The sequence below is a fragment of the Alkalihalobacillus sp. TS-13 genome (assembly GCF_019720915.1).
Classification (GTDB): Bacteria; Bacillota; Bacilli; order Bacillales; family Fictibacillaceae; genus Pseudalkalibacillus.
Genome location: NZ_JAHKSI010000001.1, coordinates 842,417 through 863,017 on the forward strand (window position 1 = coordinate 842,417; position 20,601 = coordinate 863,017).

A 20,601-nucleotide genomic window follows, 5' to 3' on the forward strand; every position below is an offset into this window, starting at 1 on the left:
ATTAGAAATGTCTGAAATGAAAACCTTAGAAACCGAAATGAAAGCGATTGTGTTTCAACTCTTGGATGAGGAATATGGAGTGGATGTACATCAAGTGCGCTCGATTGAACGGATCCAGGAGATTACTAGAGTACCCCGGACGCCTTCCTTCGTTAAAGGAGTCATCAATCTTCGTGGTATCGTCACTCCAATTATTGATTTGCGAAGCCGATTTGATTTAGAAGAAGCTTCCTATACAGAGGAAACACGGATCGTCATCGTCAATGCAAATGACATGGAGGTTGGTATGATTGTGGATTCAGCGAATGATGTGATCGATGTCCCAGCTGATACAGTAGAGCCAGCACCGAAAGTAGTCGGTGGTATCCAAGCAGAATATCTTGATGGAGTTGCAAAACTTGAGAAGAGATTGTTGATTTTGCTTAATCTGGAAAAGGTGTTGAACCCTGAAGAAATCATTGCCCTTCGCCAATTCAAGGAGACCAATGAATGATAACACCCGAACAGTTGACAGAGTATCATAAAGATATTCTTAAAGAAATCGGTAACATCGGCGCAGGTAATGCTGCAACCGCATTATCTGAGCTGATGCAGAAATCCATCGATATGGCTCTTCCCACTGTGAAACTTGTACCCTTCCATGAAGTTGTACAGATGATTGGCGGGGAAGAAACTGTTATGGCGGCAACATTTTTCAGAGTGACAGGTGATGCACCTGGAAATATGTTTCTGATTTTCACGTTAGATGAAGCGATTACAATTTTAAGAGAATTGACGGGTGATCCGGAGGTGGATGAAGAAAGCATCCTTTCATCCGAAATGACCAGATCAGCTCTTCAAGAAACAGGGAATATACTTGCCGGTTCCTATCTTTCATCCTTTTCAGATTTTACTGGTTTGAACTTGTCGCCTTCTGTACCATTCTTGACAATCGATATGGTTGGTGCTGTATTGTCTTTTGGGCTGATGGAAATGTCACAGGTCAGTGACTATGCAATCATCATCGATACCCAGCTGAAAAATGGAAGTAGTGAACAATCAGGTGTAGACAGTCATTTTCTATTTCTACCTGACCCGGATTCGTTTCAAAAGATCTTCCAAACACTCGGAGTCCCGTTAAATGAATAAAATCATGCAAACGGTCAACGTGAAAATTTCAGATTATCAAATTACGAAAGCACCGAACCGGTTGAAAACGACTGGTCTCGGATCTTGTGTCGGTATCGTTATTTTTGAGCCTGGCGCCCAGGTTGCGGGTATGGCCCATGTCATGCTCCCGAGTTCAGAACTTTCGGGAGATATGACCTTCAATTTAGCTAAATATGCTGATACGGCTCTTCCCGCAATGGTTACAGAACTAGTCCAACATTTTGGTATCCAACACAATCGATTGAAAGCCAAAATCGCAGGCGGCGCACAAATGTTCCAATTCACAGGGAAGAGTGAGGCGTTACGTGTTGGTCCGCGGAACATAACAGCAGTCAAAGACATTTTACAGACTTTAAGTATTCCTGTTCTTGCTGAGGATGTTGGTGGACAAAACGGGAGAACGATTGAATTTGACATCGAAAACAGTAATTTGATGATTCGGACGATACATAAAGGAATGACAACCATTTAATAACTGTGGTCAGCAAGATTATTAGATTACGAGGAGGGATTGGATGCGAAGTGGGGCAATTTCAGAAGCGAGTGTACATTGGGATAATTGGTCGAAATTTCGGGATAAAGATTCTTGTGAAGCCTTATTAGAAATGCATTTACCCTTGGTCCAGTATCATGTTCAACGTATTGCTGTAGGTTTGCCAAGAAACGTTAATAAAGATGAATTGAGGAGCCATGGACTTTTAGGACTATATGATGCTTTAAAAAAGTTCGACCCTACGAGAGATCTCAAATTCGATACATATGCATCTTTCCGGATCAGAGGTGCAATCCTTGATGGTTTACGTCGCGAAGATTGGCTCCCTCGATCCTTGCGTGAAAAAACGAAAAAGATTGAGTCGACCATCGAAAGGATGGAACAAGAACAGATGCGTTCGGTAACAGCATCAGAGGTCGCTGCGGAAGTAGGGATGACGGAAGAAGATGTATTGACGATCATGTCAGAAAGTTTTTTAGCAAATGTATTATCCATTGATGAAGAGAACAAAGACAGCGATTCGAGTGAAAAAGTGGGATACACGATTGAAGATAAGAAGGTTGAGACCCCTGAAACGCTGATGTTGACGAACGAACTTCACGAACATTTATCTGAAATCATCGAGGATCTCAATGAAAAAGAACAGCTTGTCGTCAGCCTATTCTACTATGAAGAACTTACACTGACTGAAATCGGTCAAGTATTGAACCTGTCTACTTCTCGTATCTCTCAAATTCATTCGAAAGCACTTTACAAGCTCAGAAACGTACTGGCGAAATATACAAATTGAGTCAGGAGGAACATTCGTGGACATTGAGCGATTATCAAAATGTGTAAAACTGAAGCTTGGTAAGAAAAAAATGATAGCAGAACTTGTTCCTTTGCGTTCATTCGAAGATCAGGTTACTGTAGAGGACTTCTTGATCTTTCTAGAAGAATCAGGAATCATCCATGGTGTGTTGAGAGCAGAGATTGAAAATATCGTTGAGGATATCGAACACTGGACAGAACCAGTCATAGTAGCGAAAGGGACAAAGCCAGATGCTGGGGAAGATGGATATATCAAGCCCCTAATTTTTAATGGAGGATCCTCCATCGATGAACAAGCTGACTTTATCGACCTGCGTTCGTTCACTGATATCCCATCAGTCCAAAAAGGCGAACGGATTGCTGAAATCATACCTCATACGGACGGTACCCCTGGTCTTGATGTTAAAGGGGAGACTGTCCCGGCTAAATCAGGGAGAGCAATCAAACTTAAAAAATGCAAAAATGCAAACATCGATCATCCTTCTAATGGCATTTATGCTTCAGCAGATGGGCAAGTCAGTTATCAAAAACGCGCAGTCAATGTCTTTCCGGTTTATGAAGTGAAAGGCGATTTGGATTTGAAGACAGGAAATCTTTCATTTGTAGGGAATATTCATATACATGGCGATGTTCCGTCTGGCTACACAATTTCAGCTGAAGGCGACATCCGGATTTCTGGAATCGTAGAAGCATCGGATTTGAAAGCTGGTGGATCTATTTTCATTCGAAACGGAATTGCCGGTCATGGAAAATCATTTATCGAAGCGGGCTGTGACCTGCACACGGGATACATCAATCAAGGTAATTTGAAGGTCAGCGGGGATTTATATGTAAGGCTTATCAATTACAGCGATGTACTGGTAGATGGCAATATTTTTTGTCAAAAGGGGAAAGGAATCATCTTTGGGGGTCGTGTCAGCGCTGGAGGGGATATCTTTGTCAACCAAACTGGGACTGATGTAATGACGAAAACCCTTCTATATCTCGGAACACCTGCACATATTCTTGAAAAGTCAACCCATTTGTCGAGTCATATAGCATTAGAAGAGGAGAACTTGAAAAAGCTGGAAAAATTGAAGGCATCTATAGAATCAAAAGACCTTGCTAAGCGGACGAATCAAGAAAGACTTCTTCTTTTGAAGGTACGGAATACATATCAGCAAACTGAACGTTTATTGAATGGATTGAAAAAGGAATTAGAAGAAGTAAAGGAAGACATCAAACCGCTTCATGACCAGACACTTGTTGTCAATGGTGTGATGCACCCAGGCGTAGAAGTGACTTTCGGTAAATACAAGAGAGTACTCCCGCACGAATATAAAGCAGTTGAACTTAAACTTGTATCAAGCGAAATCGTGATCCAATCATTGAAATAAGGTAAGTAATTCTCCCTTTAAACTATATAACGGGAACCTGATTATACAAGATAGGAGATTGAGTGATGAGTTTAAAGTTGATTGAACTGCAAATTGCCATACCGAGAACCCAGGATGCAGGGAAAGTTCAAGAGAAACTCCAACAGCAATCACAGATCAATCAATCCCATGCAGCTGCCATTGAAAAAGAACGCTCCGAACGGAATCGGACATCAGTTGAAAAACAAGATCGTACAGATAAACAACAATTCGATGATCGCAATCGTTCAAACGCTCAACATCATCAACAAAATCGACAGACACATGACCAGGAAAAAGAGAATGTAAAACATCCATATAAAGGACAACGGATCGACTTTTCTGGTTAGGAGGAATAAATGACTGCATTTTTACTTGGAATAAGTTTTATCATTCACATCATCACGCTATTATCCCTTATCATTGTATGGAAACGTTCTGGTGTAGCAGACCACCAGGACTTGAAAGCCGCGAAGAAAGAAATGGAAGATATACTTCTAGCCTATACAACTGAAATGAAAGAAGAGAATGAGGCATTTCTGAAGGAACTTGCATCCCTGGACAACAGACGAAAGACTGAGAGTCATCAAGCGGTTATAAAAGGAGATGAAATTCCAAAAGAAAAACGAGTAATGAACCAGGAAGTCAGTGATGAAATTATTCTAGATGAAGAAGAAATAAAATATTCACCACCTATAAATGAAGAAAAAGAAACTTTCGGTGCTTCTCTGGCTTCACACATTATATCCTTGCATAACAATGGTTACTCTTTAGATGATATCGCTAAGAAAGTTAATAAAGGTAAAGGCGAAATTGAACTTATGATAAAATTTCATCGAGATGGGCAATAGGTACTTGCTAGTTTCATTCGATATATGTTATAGTTATTCTCGGTGTTTATGATATGGAAAAATATTTATAACACATCACACACGTTCGTGGATTCAATCATGGGTGCTGTATGGTGGTTAAATCATTCCGGATAACATTTCCAGGGAATTTCTTTGTTACGTTGTCACTCAGATCCTCATGTAGGTCAAACTACAATCCGAGCTTCGTGACTGCCGTGCCTCGAAATTCTTGGTCCTGTTGATCCACAAATTTAACTTAAAATACAGTTGTGATTGATCAGAAGCGAGCGGAGGAAAAAAACCACAGGAGGTGCCATTCATGGCAGTAATCTCAATGAAACAGTTGCTAGAAGCTGGTGTTCACTTCGGTCACCAAACACGCCGTTGGAACCCAAAGATGGCACGTTACATCTTCACAGAACGTAACGGCATCTACATCATCGACCTTCAAAAGACAGTCAAGAAGGTAGAAGAAGCGTATAATTACGTACGTGACATCGCTGCTGACGGAGGAAAGATCCTTTTTGTCGGTACGAAAAAACAAGCACAAGAGTCTGTTAAAGATGAAGCTCAACGTGCTGGTCAATACTACATCAACCAACGTTGGTTGGGTGGTACATTGACAAACTTCGATACGATCCGTAAGCGTATCAAGCGTTTGAAAGACCTTGAAAAAATGCAAGAAGACGGAACGTTCGATGTACTTCCTAAGAAAGAAGTTATCCTTCTTAAAAAGGAAATGGATCGTCTTGAGAAATTCCTAGGTGGAATCAAGGACATGAACAGTCTTCCAGACGTTCTTTTCGTCATCGATCCTCGTAAAGAGCGCATTGCGATTGCAGAAGCTCGTAAGCTTAACATTCCAATCGTTGCTATCGTCGACACAAACTGTGATCCAGACGAAGTGGATGTTGTCATCCCAGGTAACGACGATGCAATCCGTGCTGTGAAACTTCTTACTTCTAAAATGGCAGACGCTGTTGTAGAAGCTAATCAGGGAAGTGCGGAAGAAGCTGCATCTACTGAAGAAGAAGAGGCAGAAGTTAAAGCGTAAATGAATGCTCATTTAAGGGTGATAGAGGGGAACTGACCCTTTATCACCTTTTTTAAAGAATTCTTTTCTGATTTTTAGTTGTTGTTTTCACTTAAGCGAAATTCGCGACACTCCTGCGGGAAAAGCGAGCCAGGCAAGACCCCACAGCGAGCAACGAGTGAGGAGGCTTGCGGGTAGTGGGGTAATGCATGCAAGGGAAGTGATGTCTAGCTCAACGACCAGTCACTTGGATCACTTCAACCTTCTTGCGGCGGTCGACACATTGATTGACAGCCTTATGAGTGAGCCCACGCAGAACCAAATCTTTGTTTGGTTCGAGCCTCCTCGTCAGTTTTCCAGTGACCTACGTGATTAAACGGGTCGCTTCCGCTTTTCGTTTGCCCGTGGAAAGGGAGCGGGATTCGTGAACAAGTAACGATAACAAAATAATGTTTAAAAGCTACATATTTTAAGGGAGGAATAGACTTATGGCAGTAACTGCACAAATGGTAAAAGAACTGCGTGAAAAAACTGGCGCAGGAATGATGGATTGTAAAAAAGCTCTAACAGAAAATGATGGGGATATGGATAAAGCGATTGATTGGCTACGTGAGAAAGGCATTTCAAAAGCCGCTAAGAAAGCAGATCGTATCGCTGCAGAAGGGTTGACTCATATTGCTACAAAAGGAAATGAAGCTGTAATCGTTGAAGTCAACTCTGAAACGGACTTCGTTGCTAAAAACGATTCATTCAAGAACTTGATCCAAGAAATCGCTGAGCACTTGCTTGAAGTAAAACCTTCTTCTGTTGAAGATGCACTAAAACAAACAATGACTGGACAAAGCATTCCTGTTGAAGAATACATCAACAACGCAATTGCAAAGATTGGTGAGAAGATTTCCCTTCGTCGTTTTGCAATCCTTGAAAAGGAAGACAATGATGCATTTGGCGCGTACCTTCACATGGGTGGCCGTATCGGGGTCCTATCTGTAGTTGGTGGAACAACTGACGAAGATCTTGCAAAAGATATTTCAATGCACGTTGCAGCCGTAAACCCTCGTTATGTGAACCGTGATCAAGTTTCTGAAGAAGAAGTCGCTCGTGAGAAAGAAGTTCTTACTCAGCAAGCACTTAACGAAGGAAAGCCAGAAAAGATCGTTGAGAAAATGGTAGCTGGGCGTATCAATAAATTCTTCGAAGAAATTTGCCTTGTTGATCAAGGGTTCGTTAAAGATCCAGATCAAAAAGTCGGTAAGTACGTAGAAAGCAAAGGCGGTACTGTCAAAGGATTTGTACGTTACGAAGTTGGCGAAGGTATGGAAAAGCGTGAAGAAAACTTTGCTGACGAAGTAATGTCACAAGTAAAGAAATAATTCACTGCTGGAGCATTCAGTAATTATTTCAAAAACATCCACAGAAAAGGGGACACAAGGTGTGTTCCCTCTTTTTCAAGCAACCCCATATAATAATGCAGGAAACGCTGATGGAGGGAAAAAATGAGTACGCCTAAATACAACAGAGTAGTCTTAAAATTAAGCGGAGAAGCTTTATCAGGTCAGGTCGGTTATGGAATCGACCCGCATATCATCAATTCGATCGCAAAACAAGTGAAAGAACTTGTTGAAATGAATGTTGAAGTTGCTGTTGTGGTAGGCGGCGGTAACATCTGGAGAGGTAAAGCTGGCAGTCAAATGGGCATGGATCGTGCCACTGCAGATTACATGGGTATGTTAGCGACCGTCATGAATTCACTGGCATTACAGGACAGCCTTGAAAACATCGATGTAGAAACAAGAGTTCAAACATCAATCGAAATGCGCCAAGTAGCTGAACCTTATATTCGTAGAAAAGCGATACGCCATCTTGAAAAAAAACGAGTTGTCATCTTTGCGGCAGGAACTGGTAACCCATACTTCTCGACTGATACAACAGCGGCGCTTCGTGCAGCTGAAATCGAAGCAGAAGTCATCTTGATGGCGAAAAACAATGTTGATGGAGTTTACACAGCAGATCCGAAAACAGATGAAACAGCGACGAAATATCAGAGCCTCTCTTATTTGGAAGTCCTGAAAGAAGGTTTATCTGTAATGGATTCAACTGCCTCATCTCTATGTATGGACAACGATATTCCGCTAATCGTTTTCTCCATTATGGAAGAAGGAAACATCAAGAGAGTTATCGAAGGTGAAAATATAGGAACAGTTGTGAGGGGGAAATAACATGTCAAATACAATCATCAAACAAGCAGATGAAAAAATGCAAAAAGCAGTATCCGCTTTTCGTCGTGAACTTGCTACTTTACGTGCAGGACGAGCAAATCCATCACTTTTAGACCGTGTGTCTGTGGATTATTACGGCGCACTGACACCTCTGAACCAAATGGCGAACATTTCTGTACCAGAAGCTCGTCTACTTGTAATCCAACCATATGATAAATCGATCATCGGTGAAATTGAAAAGGCGATTCAAAAAGCCGAGCTCGGACTATCTCCTTCCAATGATGGTGATGTCATCCGGATCGCAATTCCAGCTTTGACTGAAGAGCGTCGTAAGGAACTGGTCAAACTCGTCAAAAAGTATTCTGAAGAAGGTAAAGTCGCAGTCCGAAACATCCGTCGTGATGCAAATGATGAACTTAAGAAGCTTCAAAAAGACGGTGAAATGACAGAGGACGATCTTCGGCATTATAGTGATGAAGTTCAAAAGGTCACGGACCGATTTGTATCAGAAATCGATTCAATTGCGGAGAATAAAGAAAAAGAAATCATGGAAGTATAACATAATTCAAGTTAAAATAAGATAAGAAAAAAGGGCTGTCCCATAAGTGTCTGACTTACACCGTAACGAAAAACATTTTGAGAAAAATCATGGTTTTGATACAAAATGTTGACTTGACGTTGTTGGGCACTATTGTACTGGGACAGCCTCTTTGATACATATGGCCAATTTTCATCTATAATAGAAATATGGCCATGAAGGTGAACAATCCCTTTTTGTTGTTTGATTTATTCTCTCTGGGGGAGACTATATGCTAAATAAGCTTACGAACTTGACGAAAACTAAAAAAGAAACTACTGATAACCTCGAACTCGATTTATCACGTGTACCCAATCACATAGCCATCATCATGGATGGGAATGGACGTTGGGCGAAGAAGAGAGGTCTACCACGAATCGCGGGTCATCGTGAAGGAATGAAAGTCGTCCGTAAGGTAGTAAAGCGTGCAAATGAATTAGGTGTAAAAGCTTTGACCATGTATGCTTTTTCTACAGAAAATTGGAAACGACCAAAACCTGAAGTGGAATTCATTATGAAACTTCCTGAACAATTCCTTATGACGTACCTGCCTGAGCTGATTGAAGAAAATGTACGAGTCCGGATCATGGGTGAAAAAGAAGGTATTCCTTCTTATACTCAAAAAGCTGTAAATGAAGCAGTCGAGAGAACAAAGGATAACGATGGACTTGTACTGAATTTTGCTTTGAATTATGGAAGCCGATACGAAATCACTTCTGCTGTTAAACAACTTGCAAAAGAAGTTGAAGATGGAACCATTAAGCCTGAAGATGTAAGTGAAGAGATGATTGGCTCTTATATGATGTCCAATGAAGTAGGAGATCCAGAATTGTTGATTCGTACGAGCGGAGAAATCCGCTTAAGCAACTTCATGTTATGGCAAATGGCCTATACAGAGCTTTGGTTTACTGATGTGTACTGGCCCGACTTTTCTGCAACGGATTTAGACAAGGCTATTTATGATTATCAAAATCGAGGCAGAAGGTTTGGTGGGGTGTAACCCTAGGAGGATTTTATGAAAGAACGTATTATTACAGGAGTTATCGCAGCGCTTGTATTTCTGCCTATCGTATTTATCGGCGGAGTCTGGTTCTATAGTGTAATGGCTCTGTTAGCTGCGGTAGGGATAAGAGAATTATTAAGAATGAAAGGGATTAAGCTAGTTCATGTCCCCGGAATGATTTCTTTATTGATGGTCATCCTTCTCGTCATACCTAAGAATTTTTGGGATTTCAATTATGATATCGATACTGTGAAAATGTACACGATCATCATCGGGTTGTTTTCAATGTTGACATGGACGGTAATTACAAAAAACCGATTTACATTTGAAGATGCCAGTTTCGTCATTATGTCTACGTTATATGTAGGAATCGGATTCCTTTATTTTAACGAGACCAGAGCATTAGATGATGGTATAGGTGCGATTTTCTTTGTATTGTTCATTGTTTGGGCGACAGACTCGGGGGCTTACTTTTTCGGAAAATCAATGGGAAAACGCAAGCTTTGGCCGGTAATCAGTCCGAATAAGACAATAGAAGGTTCATTAGGCGGTTTGTTATGTGCTGTCATTGTAGCTGTCATTTTCCAAGTGTTTCTGCCTATTTACTCGACGGTTTTGCTTGCTGTTGTAGCAGCAATTGTCATCGGTGTTTTCGGACAAATCGGCGACTTGGTCGAATCAGCTTTTAAGAGACATTATGAAGTGAAGGATTCAGGTACGCTATTACCTGGGCACGGTGGAATATTAGATCGATTCGACAGCATCTTGTTCGTCCTGCCGATTTTACATATCGTTCAATTATTGGGGTAGGCGGTTTTTGTAAGTAAGGAAGAGCAACCTTTCTGACGAACATCTTTTACCCAGTCAGCAAGGTTCAGGTTTCAACTATTAAACAACTGTGCAAGTTTTTTTATATGGAGGAATGTATGAAATATATCAGCATACTAGGTGCTACTGGATCGATCGGTACCCAGACAGTTGAAGTCGTCCGGGCGCATCCAGAACAATTTAGAATCACATCATTTTCTTTTGGTGCGAACCTTGAAGTTGGAGCAAAATTGGTTGATGAATTCCGCCCTGGACGTGTTTCTGTCGCTACTAAAGAATTAGCCGAGGAATTAAAAAGGACTATCGACCATCCTTGTCTCGTATACTATGGTGAGAATGGTCTGTTAGAGATTGCGACAGATCCTGCCTCAGATACACTTATGAACGCTGTTATGGGGAGCGTCGGACTCGAACCTACTCTGGCAGCTATTGATGAAGGGAAGACCATCGCACTTGCGAATAAAGAGACTTTGGTCACGGCTGGTCACATCGTGATGACCCGTGCAAAGGAAAACAAGGTAGACATCCTCCCCGTTGATAGTGAGCATTCCGCAATCTATCAATGTCTTAATGGGGAAAAGAAAAGTGAGATGGCCAAGCTGATTCTGACTGCTTCTGGGGGGAGTTTCCGTGATCGGACTCGTACAGATCTTCGAGGAGTCACTGTTGAAGAAGCACTCAATCACCCGAATTGGTCGATGGGATCCAAAATCACGATCGATTCTGCGACGATGATGAATAAAGGTTTGGAAGTCATCGAAGCCCACTGGTTGTTTGATACAAAGTACGAAGATATTGACGTCGTCTTGCATCGTGAAAGTGTCATCCATTCTATGGTAGAGTTTATAGACGGCAGTGTAATTGCACACCTGGGTACTCCTGATATGAAGGTGCCGATCCAATATGCTCTTACACATCCAGGCAGACTTGATTTACAAAGTGGAAAAAGGTTAAACTTAGTAGATATTGGAACCTTGCATTTTGAAAAAATGGATTTAGAACGGTTTCCATGTTTACGATATGCTTTTGAAGCAGGAAATGCTGGCGGGACAATGCCGACAGTGCTGAATGCAGCGAATGAAGCTGCAGTGGAAGCATTTCTAAAGGGCCGTATCGAATTTTTGGAGATCGAGACCTTAATAGAGAAAGCACTAGACAATCACGACTCTGTCAAGGCTCCTTCGTTAGAAGAAATTCGAGAGGCTGATGCCGCTTCACGGCAATTTGTACAATCCCTTATAGTGTAAAGGTGGTCACGTAAATGAATACATTTATTTCGATCGTAATTATCTTTGGTGCTCTTGTATTCTTTCATGAATTAGGGCATCTGTTGCTGGCAAAGAGAGCTGGAATTCTATGTCGTGAGTTTGCAATCGGTTTTGGTCCAAAGATCTTCTCCTCAAAAAAAGGGGAGACGCTATACACGATCCGGCTGCTTCCACTCGGCGGGTTTGTACGGATGGCAGGGGAAGATCCTGAAGGAATCGAAATCAAACCCGGAACACAAGTCGGACTGATCTTCGATTCAGAAGGAAAGGTCAAGCAGATTGTAGCTAATCAGCTGGCCCGTTATCCTGACGCGAAAGTTGTTACCGTTGAGAAGGCTGACATAGAACATGACCTTGTTCTTAGAGGGCATGTCAATGACGAACTTACAGAATCATATCCTGTACATCCAGAAGCAGAGTTTGTCCAGGATGGTATGCCGATGCAAATCGCCCCTTACAATCGCCAATTCGGTTCTAAATCATTGGTAGATCGTTTTCTTGCGATATTTGCCGGGCCATTGATGAACTTCTTGCTCGCATTCGTACTATTGGCTGTTTATGCTATGACTCAAGGTATTCCGGTCGATGAAGCACAATTAGGAAAGCTGGATAAAGATGGAGCTGCATATGAAGCAGGGCTTCAAGAAGGGGACCGTGTCCTCTCAGTTGACGGAGAAGCTGTCAACACTTGGGAAGAGCTTGTCAAAGTCATTCAGCAAAACCCGAATGAAGAGTTACAATTCACCATTCAAAGGGATGGGGAAACCAATAAGGTTACAGTGACCCCAAACGAGCGGGAATCACAGGATGGTAAATCCTCAGAAGGTTATATTGGTGTATACATGCCGACTGAAGTATCCTTCCTCGGGTCTCTCCAGTACGGAGTCGAGAAGACAGGAGAACTTACTGTTTTGATTATTCAAGCATTAGGACAGCTTGTCACTGGTCAGATTTCGTTTGACAATCTTTCGGGTCCCGTTGGTATTTATAAATACACGGACCAGGCTTCCGAAGGAGGCGTCTTTGTCTTATTGCAATGGGCTGCTTTCTTGAGTGTCAACCTAGGTATATTCAACCTGTTGCCGCTCCCTGCCCTTGATGGAGGAAGACTGACTTTCCTGGCAATCGAGGCTGTCCGCGGAAAGCCATTGGATCCTCAAAAAGAAGGATTGGTTCACTTTATCGGTTTCGCCTTGTTGATGTTGTTGATGATCGTTGTCACATGGAATGACATCCATAAATTCTTTATCAACTAACTTAAAAAAACAAAAACCTGGCTCGTTCTTCCATAAACGAGTCAGGTTTTTTTAGGCTGTTTACTAAAAGTTTGTTACTGATGGAATGTTGGTAAAGTGCTGAAAGCTTTTGGCAGTGGAAGTATGCGAGACTCCAGCGGGAAAAGCAAGCTAAGCGAGACCCCGAAAGCGAGGAACGAGCTGAGGAGGCTTGCGAAAGTAGGTATATGCAAGGAAGTGATGTCTAGCTCCCGCCACCAGTCACGTGGATCCCTTCAAACTTCCTACGGCCACAGCCTCCTCGTCAGTTTTCCAGTGACCTACGTACCTAACCGGGTCGTTTCCGCTTTTCTATTGCCCGCATAAATTAACAACATTGTTCAAAAACTGAGCTTTTCTCTTAAAACGGTTGATTTTTTAAGCCAGTACCTTTTAAATTAAAAGAGGTATGATGATCAGATCAAGAAAATAGCAGTTGCAATTTAAAGGCTGTTCAATAAAAGATTGTTCCTAAAGACGCTTATCATTGGATATGAAAACGATGAGTACTTTAAAAGCGAGTATATTCCCACTCCATTACAATGGAATTGTGATAACAAACAATCTTTATTATAAGAGCCTACTTAAAAAATAGCTTTGTTAAACAATGATGTTGATTTTTGGTTGAGTTTGATTGAAGCGAAATTTGCGACACTCCCGCGGAAAGGGAGTAAATTTCGCAAAATCAACAATAAAGTAAAACAAAGCTTAAAAAATAAAGAAGGTGTTGTAATGAAACAAAGTAATTTATATATCCCCACGTTAAGGGAAGTCCCTTCAGATGCTGAAGCGATCAGCCACCAGTTGCTGGTACGCGCTGGTTTTATCCGCCAAAGCGTGTCTGGAGTCTATTCCTTTCTTCCATTAGGCCGAAAAGTCCTTAGGAAAGTTGAAACGATCATACGTGAAGAAATGGATAACATCGGTTCCCAGGAAGTTCTGATGCCTGCACTGCAACCATCTGAGCTCTGGGAAGAATCAGGCAGGTGGAATACATATGGACCTGAATTGATGCGCTTAAATGACCGCCATGAGCGCAGGTTCGCACTTGGTGCTACACATGAAGAATTGATTACTAGCTTGCTTCGTGATGAAGTGAAATCTTATAAACGATTACCGATGGTGCTTTATCAAATACAAGCGAAATTCCGTGATGAGAAAAGACCACGTTTCGGTCTTCTGCGCGGTCGGGAGTTCATCATGAAAGATGCCTATTCTTTCGATATCGATCCTGAAGGGTTGGACCGTAATTATGATGCCATTTATGGAGCGTATATGAACGTCTTCAATCGATGCGGTTTGAACTTTAGAGCAGTCATCGCCGATTCAGGTGCAATGGGTGGTAAAGATACGCATGAATTCATGGTACTCGCTGATATCGGTGAGGACACGATTGCGTATTCTGATGAATCTGATTTTGCAGCAAACGTAGAGATGGCACCTGTAAAAGTAGAATACAAGAAAGAGGATATGCCTATAAGAGAACGGGTAAAAGTCGAAACAGAAAACAAGCGGACGATCTCGGATGTTGCTGAATACTTAAATGTAACCCCGCAAAATTGTATCAAATCACTTTTATGGATGATCGATGAGAAGCCGGTCCTTGTGCTTTCACGCGGAGACCATGAGATCAACGATGTTAAAATTAAAAATGCACTTGATGCAGAAGTTGTCGAGTTGGCAACTGATGACCAGACGAAAGAATTCGTCGGTTGTGAAGTAGGATATATCGGACCGGTTGATGTACCGGATGAGGTAAAAGTGATTGCTGATCATGCAGTAGAATATATCGTAAATGGTGTATGTGGAGCGAATGAACCACTTATGCATTATCAAAACGTCAACCCTGGAACAGATTTTCAAGTTGATTTTTACGATGACCTACGCTTCATCGAAGAAGGGGACCCTTCTCCAGATGGAAAAGGAACAATCGTTTTCGCTAGAGGAATCGAGGTTGGCCATGTTTTCAAATTAGGCACAAGGTACAGTGAAGCGATGAATGCCAATATACTCGATGAAAACGGGAAATCAAAACCAATCACAATGGGCTCGTACGGAATCGGAGTATCCCGAATAATGGCAGCTGTCGTGGAACAAATGCATGATGATAATGGGATCGTCTGGCCAAAATCGTTGTCACCGTTTGATGTCCATCTCATTTGCGTCAATCCTAAAAATGATACCCAGGCTGAACTGGGAGAAGCACTCTATGCTCAATTGAAGAGGAATCGTTTAGATGTATTGTATGATGATCGTAAAGAACGGGCCGGTGTAAAATTCACTGATGCTGATTTGATCGGCATTCCGTTCCAGGTCATTGTAGGGAAGCGGGCTGAAGAAGGAATCGTCGAATTGAAAAACCGCCAAACCGGCGAAAAAGCAGAAAAACATTTATCTGAAATCGAAGCATATATTGCACAAGCTTAAAGATGTTCGAAGGCCTCAGAGGGGACTGACGAGTAGATCAAGTCAGTCCTTTCCCTTTTCTATATCAAGGTACATACTTGTAAATCGGGTATTGGTACAATGGAAAAGTACCACTCGTTTATAGTTTGATGCTCTGTTAATGGACTTTGTTGATTTTAAGAGAAATATGCGAAACTCCTGCGCTAAAAACTCCCGAACCACTTGCAGAAAACGAGGAAATTTCTTAGAAATCAGCAATAAAAACTAACAAAGCCTAGTTTGAAAGGAGTCAAGACGAAATGGAAGACCTCGAAATTCGGAAACAACGATTGTCCTTGTTGCTTGAACAAATCGGTTTTCCTCAAGAGAAACTTTCTTTTTTTGAAGATGGATATTTGAAGAAGCTCTCCATACAAAAGGAACAGAAAAAATGGACGTTCCATATATTCATAACCACACCTTTGCCATATGATGCTTATCAACTACTTGAAACGTTAATACAAAAGGCTTTCCACGCCATTGCAAATGCAAGTTGTGTCATACACTGCGATCAAAAAGAAATCTCAAGTGAATTATTTGAGAGCTATTGGAGTCCGTGTATCGAACAATTACAATCTCAAAACATGCCTGTCTTGGATATGCTTTCAAGGAAGATGCCTAGCCTTGAAGGAAATAAAGTCACGGTGAAAGTATCCAATGACGCCCAAGCGATGCTTTTTCAAAGGAAACTTGGTCCATCTCTTGGTTCTACCTTTAAAAAATATGGCTTCCCTACATTGAACTTTGAGACGAAGGTAGAACAGAACCAGGAAGATTATCAAAGGTTCGTTGAGCAGCGGGAGCAGGAAGATAAGACCAAAGTGATGGCCGCTATGATGGAGAAAGAAAAAGCGGAGAAGAAACTTGAAAACGGAATTCGTAATGAAAAATTGAAGATTGGATACGGAATAAAGGATGAACCGGTGCAGATCCAATCGATTGTGGATGAAGAGAGAAAAATCACCGTCCAGGGTTACGTATTCGATGCCGAGACGAGGGAATTGAGAAGTGGCCGCGTACTATTAACATTCAAGATAACGGATTATACGGATTCATTGCTTATTAAAATGTTCTCACGTGATAAGGAAGATATCCCAAGACTTCAATCCTTGAAAAAAGGGATGTGGGTGAAGGCACGTGGAGGAATCCAGAACGATACATTCGTAAGGGATCTCGTCATGATTGCGAATGATATTGAAGAGCTGCCACCAGTAGTCAGGAAGGACGAAGCACCTGAGAATGAAAAACGGGTTGAACTTCACCTTCATACACCGATGAGCCAAATGGATGCTATCAGCTCTACGTCTTCTCTCGTCGAACAGGCGGCGAAATGGGGACACCCTGCAGTAGCAATCACGGATCATGCAGTCGTTCAATCCTATCCAGAAGCCTATTCTGCCGGTAAAAAGCATGGAATTAAAATTTTGTATGGACTTGAGGCGAATCTCGTCGATGATGGCGTACCGATCGCTTATAACGATCAGCACAGACTATTACAGGACGAAACGTATGTCATATTTGATGTAGAAACGACTGGTCTATCTGCTGTTTATAATAAAATCATTGAGCTTGCAGCGGTGAAAATCAAAAATGGGGAAATAGTCGATCGGTTTGAATCGTTCGCAAATCCACACCATCCTCTTTCCGCTACGACGATTGATTTGACTGGGATTACTGATGATATGGTGAACTCCGCACCTGAGATCGAAGACGTGTTGAAAGATTTTCATACTTTCATCGAAGATTCGATTTTAGTGGCTCATAATGCTAGTTTCGATATGGGATTCTTGAATGTCGGTTTTCGGAATGTCGGGATCGGTGATGCGCCAAATCCGGTGATCGATACACTTGAACTTGGTAGATTCCTATATCCAGAGTTCAAGAACCATAGATTGAATACGCTGTGTAAGAAGTTCGATATCGAATTGACGCAGCATCACAGAGCTATTTACGATGCTGAAGCAACTGGTTATCTTTTATTGAAAATGATCAAGGACAGCATCGAAAAAGGAATCACTTATCATGATGAATTTAATGATCACATGGGAGAAACCGGATTTGAACGGACACGCCCATCCCATTGTATTCTTCTTGCAAAAAACCAGGAAGGTCTGAAAAACATCTATAAACTGGTGACAGAATCCCATCTCAACTATTTTTATCGTACACCGCGAATACCTAGATCCAAATTGAAGAAAAATCGAGACGGGATTTTGATCGGCTCAGGCTGTGATAAAGGTGAAGTTTTCGAAGGTATGATGCAGAAGTCTCCTGCAGAAGTGGAAGAGATCGCTAAATTCTATGACTATCTTGAAGTGCAGCCAATAGGAAACTATGAACACCTCATAGAGAAAGAGCTAGTCCAGAATGAGCTTTCATTGAAAGAAATTATCAAGAATATCGTCAAACTTGGCGAAAAACTGGATAAACCTGTAGTTGCTACCGGGAATGTTCATTACCTTGAAGAAACCGATAAGATATATCGGAAGATCTTGATTGGAAGTCAAGGAAATGCGAATCCTCTTAACAGGCAGAAGCTACCTGATGTCCATTTCCGGACCACCGTTGAAATGCTTGAAGAATTCGAATTTCTTGGCGAAGATACAGCAAAAAAGATTGTTGTAGAAGCAACGCAAGCAATTGCAGAGAAAATCGAAGAAGTGAAACCGATTCCGGATGATCTTTATACACCAAAGATTGAAGGTGCGGATGATGAAATACGTAACATGAGTTATGGCCGTGCGCGAAGCATCTATGGAGAAGAGCTTCCGAAACTGGTTGAAGATCGACTGGAAAAAGAGCTTAAGAGTATCATCGGCCATGGTTTTGCCGTCATCTATTTGATTTCTCAAAAACTCGTAAAGAAATCATTGAATGATGGTTACCTGGTTGGATCTCGTGGATCCGTCGGCTCGTCTTTCGTGGCGACGATGACGGAAATTACCGAGGTGAACCCGCTCCCGCCGCATTATGTATGCCCATCCTGTAAACACTCTGTATTTTTTGATGATGGATCGGTAGGATCAGGGTTCGACCTTCCTGATAAACAATGTGAAAAATGTAGCACTGAATATACGAAAGATGGTCACGATATTCCATTTGAAACGTTCTTAGGGTTCAAAGGGGACAAAGTGCCTGATATCGACCTGAACTTCTCAGGTGAATATCAACCTCGTGCACATAACTATACGAAAGAACTGTTTGGGGAGGATTATGTATACCGTGCAGGGACGATCGGTACGGTAGCTGAGAAGACGGCCTATGGGTATGTCAAAGGGTATGCTTCTGATTACAATATCCATTACCGTTCAGCAGAAATCGACCGGCTTGTCAGTGGATGTACCGGTGTGAAAAGGACCACAGGGCAGCACCCAGGCGGTATCATCGTCGTACCTGATTATATGGATATTTTCGACTTTTGTCCGATTCAATTTCCGGCAGATGACAAGAACTCAGAATGGAAGACGACTCACTTTGACTTCCACTCCATCCATGACAACCTGTTGAAGCTGGATATTCTCGGGCACGATGATCCGACTGTCATAAGGATGCTTCAGGATCTGAGTGGTATCGATCCGAAAACGATTCCGACTGATGATGCAGAGGTCATGAAATTGTTCGGTGGAACCGAGGCTTTGGGAGTGACAGAGGAACAGATCATGTGTAAGACGGGAACTTACGGGATCCCAGAGTTCGGAACACGGTTCGTCCGGCAGATGCTTGAGGAGACGAAGCCAAGCACATTCTCCGAATTGGTGCAGATCTCAGGTCTTTCCCATGGGACAGACGTATGGTTGAACAATGCGAATGAGTTGATCGCAAATGGAACATGTGAACTTAAAGATGTGATCGGTTGTCGTGACGATATCATGGTTTATCTGATATACAAAGGTCTCGAGCCATCACTGGCATTTAAGATCATGGAATTCGTCCGTAAAGGGAAAGGTTTGCAGGATGAATGGATTGAAGAAATGAAAAAGAACGATGTCCCGGATTGGTATATTGAATCTTGTAAAAAGATCAAGTACATGTTCCCGAAAGCTCATGCTGCTGCATATGTGTTGATGGCAGTAAGGATCGCCTATTTCAAAGTCCACCATCCGATCCTCTTCTATGCTGCATATTTCACTGTTCGTGCAGATGATTTCGATTTAGAAGTGATGGTGAGAGGATCTGCAGCGATCCGGCACCGCATTGAAGAAATAAACCAAAAAGGACTTGATGCCTCACCTAAGGAGAAGAGTTTGCTGACAGTGCTAGAATTGGCACTTGAGATGTGTGAACGTGGGTACGGTTTCAAAAAGGTAGATCTCTACCGTTCTTCTGCATCGGAATTCATCGTCGATGGAGATACGCTCATTCCACCGTTCAATGCGATTCCAGGACTCGGTACGAATGCGGCGATCAACATCGTCAAAGCAAGAGAGGATGGCGAGTTCCTTTCGAAAGAAGATCTTCAGCAAAGAAGTAAGATTTCGAAAACGGTGATTCAATACTTAGAAGATCAAGGCTGTCTAGAAGGACTGCCGGATGCGAACCAGCTCTCGTTGTTCTAAGTTGCAATTCTAAACACGTTTATGGTATATTGAAATTGGAAATACTAGTGAATAGGTCGTCGGAAGGAGTGGGTGCCAACCCACTCTTTCCTTTATGTTTGATATCTTTTTTCTAATGGCCCTGTTAAAGGACTTTGTTTTTTAAAAAACAAATAGGGTCATTCTATCAAGTATTCGAATAGCAAGAATTGAAGCTGAAAAATGTCCCAGTGATAAAGGAGGGCCACAAATGAGTAAAAAGGTGACTGAGATAACGGAAGATCTCGTAACACCGATCTTAGAATCCATGGACCTTGAACTAGTAGACGTCGAGTTTGTCAAAGAGGGAAAGAACTGGTTTCTAAGGGTATACATCGATAGCGAAGATGGTGTGGATATTGAAGAATGTGGGAAAGTAAGTGAACAATTGAGTGAGAAATTGGACGAAGTCGATCCAATCTCCCAGGCTTATTTCCTTGAGGTGTCTTCACCAGGTGTAGAACGTCCTTTGAAAAAGGATGCAGACTTTCAAAAAGCAGTCGGCAAGCATGTACATGTAAAAACATATGAACAAATCGATGGGCAAAAAGAATTCGAAGGAACGCTCACTGCATTTGATGGTGAAGAGCTTACTGTCGAAATTCGCGTGAAGACAAGAACGAAGGAAATCAAGGTACCGTACGACAAAGTTGCTAATGCACGTTTAGCGGTATCATTCTAAT

General features: G+C 42.0%; 18 protein-coding genes. All 18 read left to right on the forward strand.

Translation table 11 applies throughout. The features are described 5' to 3' along the window. Positions 1 to 7 precede the first annotated feature (7 nt). Positions 8 to 493: a chemotaxis protein CheW gene (locus KOL94_RS04165; RefSeq protein WP_221564353.1), complete on the forward strand. Its 486-nt coding sequence runs from the start codon at positions 8 to 10 to the stop codon at positions 491 to 493. After that, the gene (locus KOL94_RS04170; protein ID WP_221564355.1) at positions 490 to 1,128 is read left to right on the forward strand and encodes a chemotaxis protein CheC; all 639 of its coding nucleotides are present in this window, start codon (positions 490 to 492) and stop codon (positions 1,126 to 1,128) included. Before KOL94_RS04165 ends, KOL94_RS04170 begins: the two co-directional genes overlap by 4 nt. Beyond that, a complete protein-coding gene (locus KOL94_RS04175) occupies positions 1,121 to 1,621 on the forward strand; it encodes a chemotaxis protein CheD (RefSeq protein WP_221564357.1) in 501 nt (166 codons plus the stop codon). The genes KOL94_RS04170 and KOL94_RS04175 overlap by 8 nt, the downstream gene beginning before the upstream one ends. A gap of 43 nt (positions 1,622 to 1,664) precedes the next feature. After that, positions 1,665 to 2,432 (forward strand): FliA/WhiG family RNA polymerase sigma factor, encoded by a 768-nt coding sequence (locus tag KOL94_RS04180; RefSeq protein WP_221564359.1) that lies wholly within the window; start codon positions 1,665 to 1,667, stop codon positions 2,430 to 2,432. A gap of 16 nt (positions 2,433 to 2,448) precedes the next feature. Next, positions 2,449 to 3,828 carry a flagellar assembly protein A gene (locus KOL94_RS04185; RefSeq protein ID WP_221564362.1) on the forward strand — a complete coding sequence of 460 codons (1,380 nt, stop codon included), beginning with the start codon at positions 2,449 to 2,451 and terminating at the stop codon, positions 3,826 to 3,828. 65 nt (positions 3,829 to 3,893) lie between these two features. Then, on the forward strand, positions 3,894 to 4,196 hold the full coding sequence (locus KOL94_RS04190; protein ID WP_221564365.1) for a hypothetical protein: 303 nt from the start codon (positions 3,894 to 3,896) through the stop codon (positions 4,194 to 4,196). Positions 4,197 to 4,205: 9 nt separating this feature from the next. Then, on the forward strand, positions 4,206 to 4,697 hold the full coding sequence (locus tag KOL94_RS04195; protein WP_221564367.1) for a DUF6115 domain-containing protein: 492 nt from the start codon (positions 4,206 to 4,208) through the stop codon (positions 4,695 to 4,697). Positions 4,698 to 5,016: 319 nt separating this feature from the next. Beyond that, the gene (rpsB, locus tag KOL94_RS04200; protein ID WP_221564369.1) at positions 5,017 to 5,751 is read left to right on the forward strand and encodes a 30S ribosomal protein S2; all 735 of its coding nucleotides are present in this window, start codon (positions 5,017 to 5,019) and stop codon (positions 5,749 to 5,751) included. A gap of 467 nt (positions 5,752 to 6,218) precedes the next feature. Next, entirely contained in the window at positions 6,219 to 7,103 is an 885-nt protein-coding gene (gene tsf, locus KOL94_RS04205; RefSeq protein WP_221564373.1) for a translation elongation factor Ts, read from the forward strand. Between the two features lie 123 nt (positions 7,104 to 7,226). Then, positions 7,227 to 7,949, forward strand: coding sequence for a UMP kinase (gene pyrH, locus KOL94_RS04210; protein WP_221564376.1), 723 nt, complete (start codon positions 7,227 to 7,229; stop codon positions 7,947 to 7,949). Position 7,950: 1 nt separating this feature from the next. Then, positions 7,951 to 8,508, forward strand: a complete 558-nt coding sequence (gene frr / locus KOL94_RS04215) for a ribosome recycling factor (RefSeq protein WP_221564379.1) — start codon at positions 7,951 to 7,953, stop codon at positions 8,506 to 8,508. Between the two features lie 250 nt (positions 8,509 to 8,758). Beyond that, on the forward strand, positions 8,759 to 9,526 hold the full coding sequence (locus tag KOL94_RS04220; protein ID WP_221564382.1) for an undecaprenyl pyrophosphate synthase: 768 nt from the start codon (positions 8,759 to 8,761) through the stop codon (positions 9,524 to 9,526). Positions 9,527 to 9,541: 15 nt separating this feature from the next. Next, positions 9,542 to 10,339, forward strand: a complete 798-nt coding sequence (locus KOL94_RS04225; protein WP_221564384.1) for a phosphatidate cytidylyltransferase — start codon at positions 9,542 to 9,544, stop codon at positions 10,337 to 10,339. A gap of 116 nt (positions 10,340 to 10,455) precedes the next feature. Then, positions 10,456 to 11,604, forward strand: coding sequence for a 1-deoxy-D-xylulose-5-phosphate reductoisomerase (locus tag KOL94_RS04230; protein ID WP_221564387.1), 1,149 nt, complete (start codon positions 10,456 to 10,458; stop codon positions 11,602 to 11,604). Between the two features lie 14 nt (positions 11,605 to 11,618). Beyond that, positions 11,619 to 12,881 carry an RIP metalloprotease RseP gene (rseP, locus tag KOL94_RS04235; RefSeq protein ID WP_221564391.1) on the forward strand — a complete coding sequence of 421 codons (1,263 nt, stop codon included), beginning with the start codon at positions 11,619 to 11,621 and terminating at the stop codon, positions 12,879 to 12,881. Between the two features lie 750 nt (positions 12,882 to 13,631). Continuing rightward, the gene (locus tag KOL94_RS04240) at positions 13,632 to 15,326 is read left to right on the forward strand and encodes a proline--tRNA ligase (protein ID WP_221564394.1); all 1,695 of its coding nucleotides are present in this window, start codon (positions 13,632 to 13,634) and stop codon (positions 15,324 to 15,326) included. A 278-nt stretch (positions 15,327 to 15,604) separates the two neighbouring features. Continuing rightward, positions 15,605 to 19,900 (forward strand): PolC-type DNA polymerase III, encoded by a 4,296-nt coding sequence (locus tag KOL94_RS04245; RefSeq protein ID WP_221564397.1) that lies wholly within the window; start codon positions 15,605 to 15,607, stop codon positions 19,898 to 19,900. 229 nt (positions 19,901 to 20,129) lie between these two features. Beyond that, entirely contained in the window at positions 20,130 to 20,600 is a 471-nt protein-coding gene (gene rimP, locus KOL94_RS04250) for a ribosome maturation factor RimP (RefSeq protein ID WP_221564399.1), read from the forward strand. Position 20,601: the final 1 nt, after the last annotated feature.

Coding starts and splice junctions, on each gene's coding strand:
- KOL94_RS04165 (WP_221564353.1), top strand. CDS start 8: ATGTCTGAAATGAAAACCTTAGAAACCGAAATGAAAGCGATTGTGTTT.
- KOL94_RS04170 (WP_221564355.1), top strand. CDS start 490: ATGATAACACCCGAACAGTTGACAGAGTATCATAAAGATATTCTTAAA.
- KOL94_RS04175 (WP_221564357.1), top strand. CDS start 1,121: ATGAATAAAATCATGCAAACGGTCAACGTGAAAATTTCAGATTATCAA.
- KOL94_RS04180 (WP_221564359.1), top strand. CDS start 1,665: ATGCGAAGTGGGGCAATTTCAGAAGCGAGTGTACATTGGGATAATTGG.
- KOL94_RS04190 (WP_221564365.1), top strand. CDS start 3,894: ATGAGTTTAAAGTTGATTGAACTGCAAATTGCCATACCGAGAACCCAG.
- KOL94_RS04195 (WP_221564367.1), top strand. CDS start 4,206: ATGACTGCATTTTTACTTGGAATAAGTTTTATCATTCACATCATCACG.
- rpsB (WP_221564369.1), top strand. CDS start 5,017: ATGGCAGTAATCTCAATGAAACAGTTGCTAGAAGCTGGTGTTCACTTC.
- tsf (WP_221564373.1), top strand. CDS start 6,219: ATGGCAGTAACTGCACAAATGGTAAAAGAACTGCGTGAAAAAACTGGC.
- pyrH (WP_221564376.1), top strand. CDS start 7,227: ATGAGTACGCCTAAATACAACAGAGTAGTCTTAAAATTAAGCGGAGAA.
- frr (WP_221564379.1), top strand. CDS start 7,951: ATGTCAAATACAATCATCAAACAAGCAGATGAAAAAATGCAAAAAGCA.
- KOL94_RS04220 (WP_221564382.1), top strand. CDS start 8,759: ATGCTAAATAAGCTTACGAACTTGACGAAAACTAAAAAAGAAACTACT.
- KOL94_RS04225 (WP_221564384.1), top strand. CDS start 9,542: ATGAAAGAACGTATTATTACAGGAGTTATCGCAGCGCTTGTATTTCTG.
- KOL94_RS04230 (WP_221564387.1), top strand. CDS start 10,456: ATGAAATATATCAGCATACTAGGTGCTACTGGATCGATCGGTACCCAG.
- rseP (WP_221564391.1), top strand. CDS start 11,619: ATGAATACATTTATTTCGATCGTAATTATCTTTGGTGCTCTTGTATTC.
- KOL94_RS04240 (WP_221564394.1), top strand. CDS start 13,632: ATGAAACAAAGTAATTTATATATCCCCACGTTAAGGGAAGTCCCTTCA.
- KOL94_RS04245 (WP_221564397.1), top strand. CDS start 15,605: ATGGAAGACCTCGAAATTCGGAAACAACGATTGTCCTTGTTGCTTGAA.
- rimP (WP_221564399.1), top strand. CDS start 20,130: ATGAGTAAAAAGGTGACTGAGATAACGGAAGATCTCGTAACACCGATC.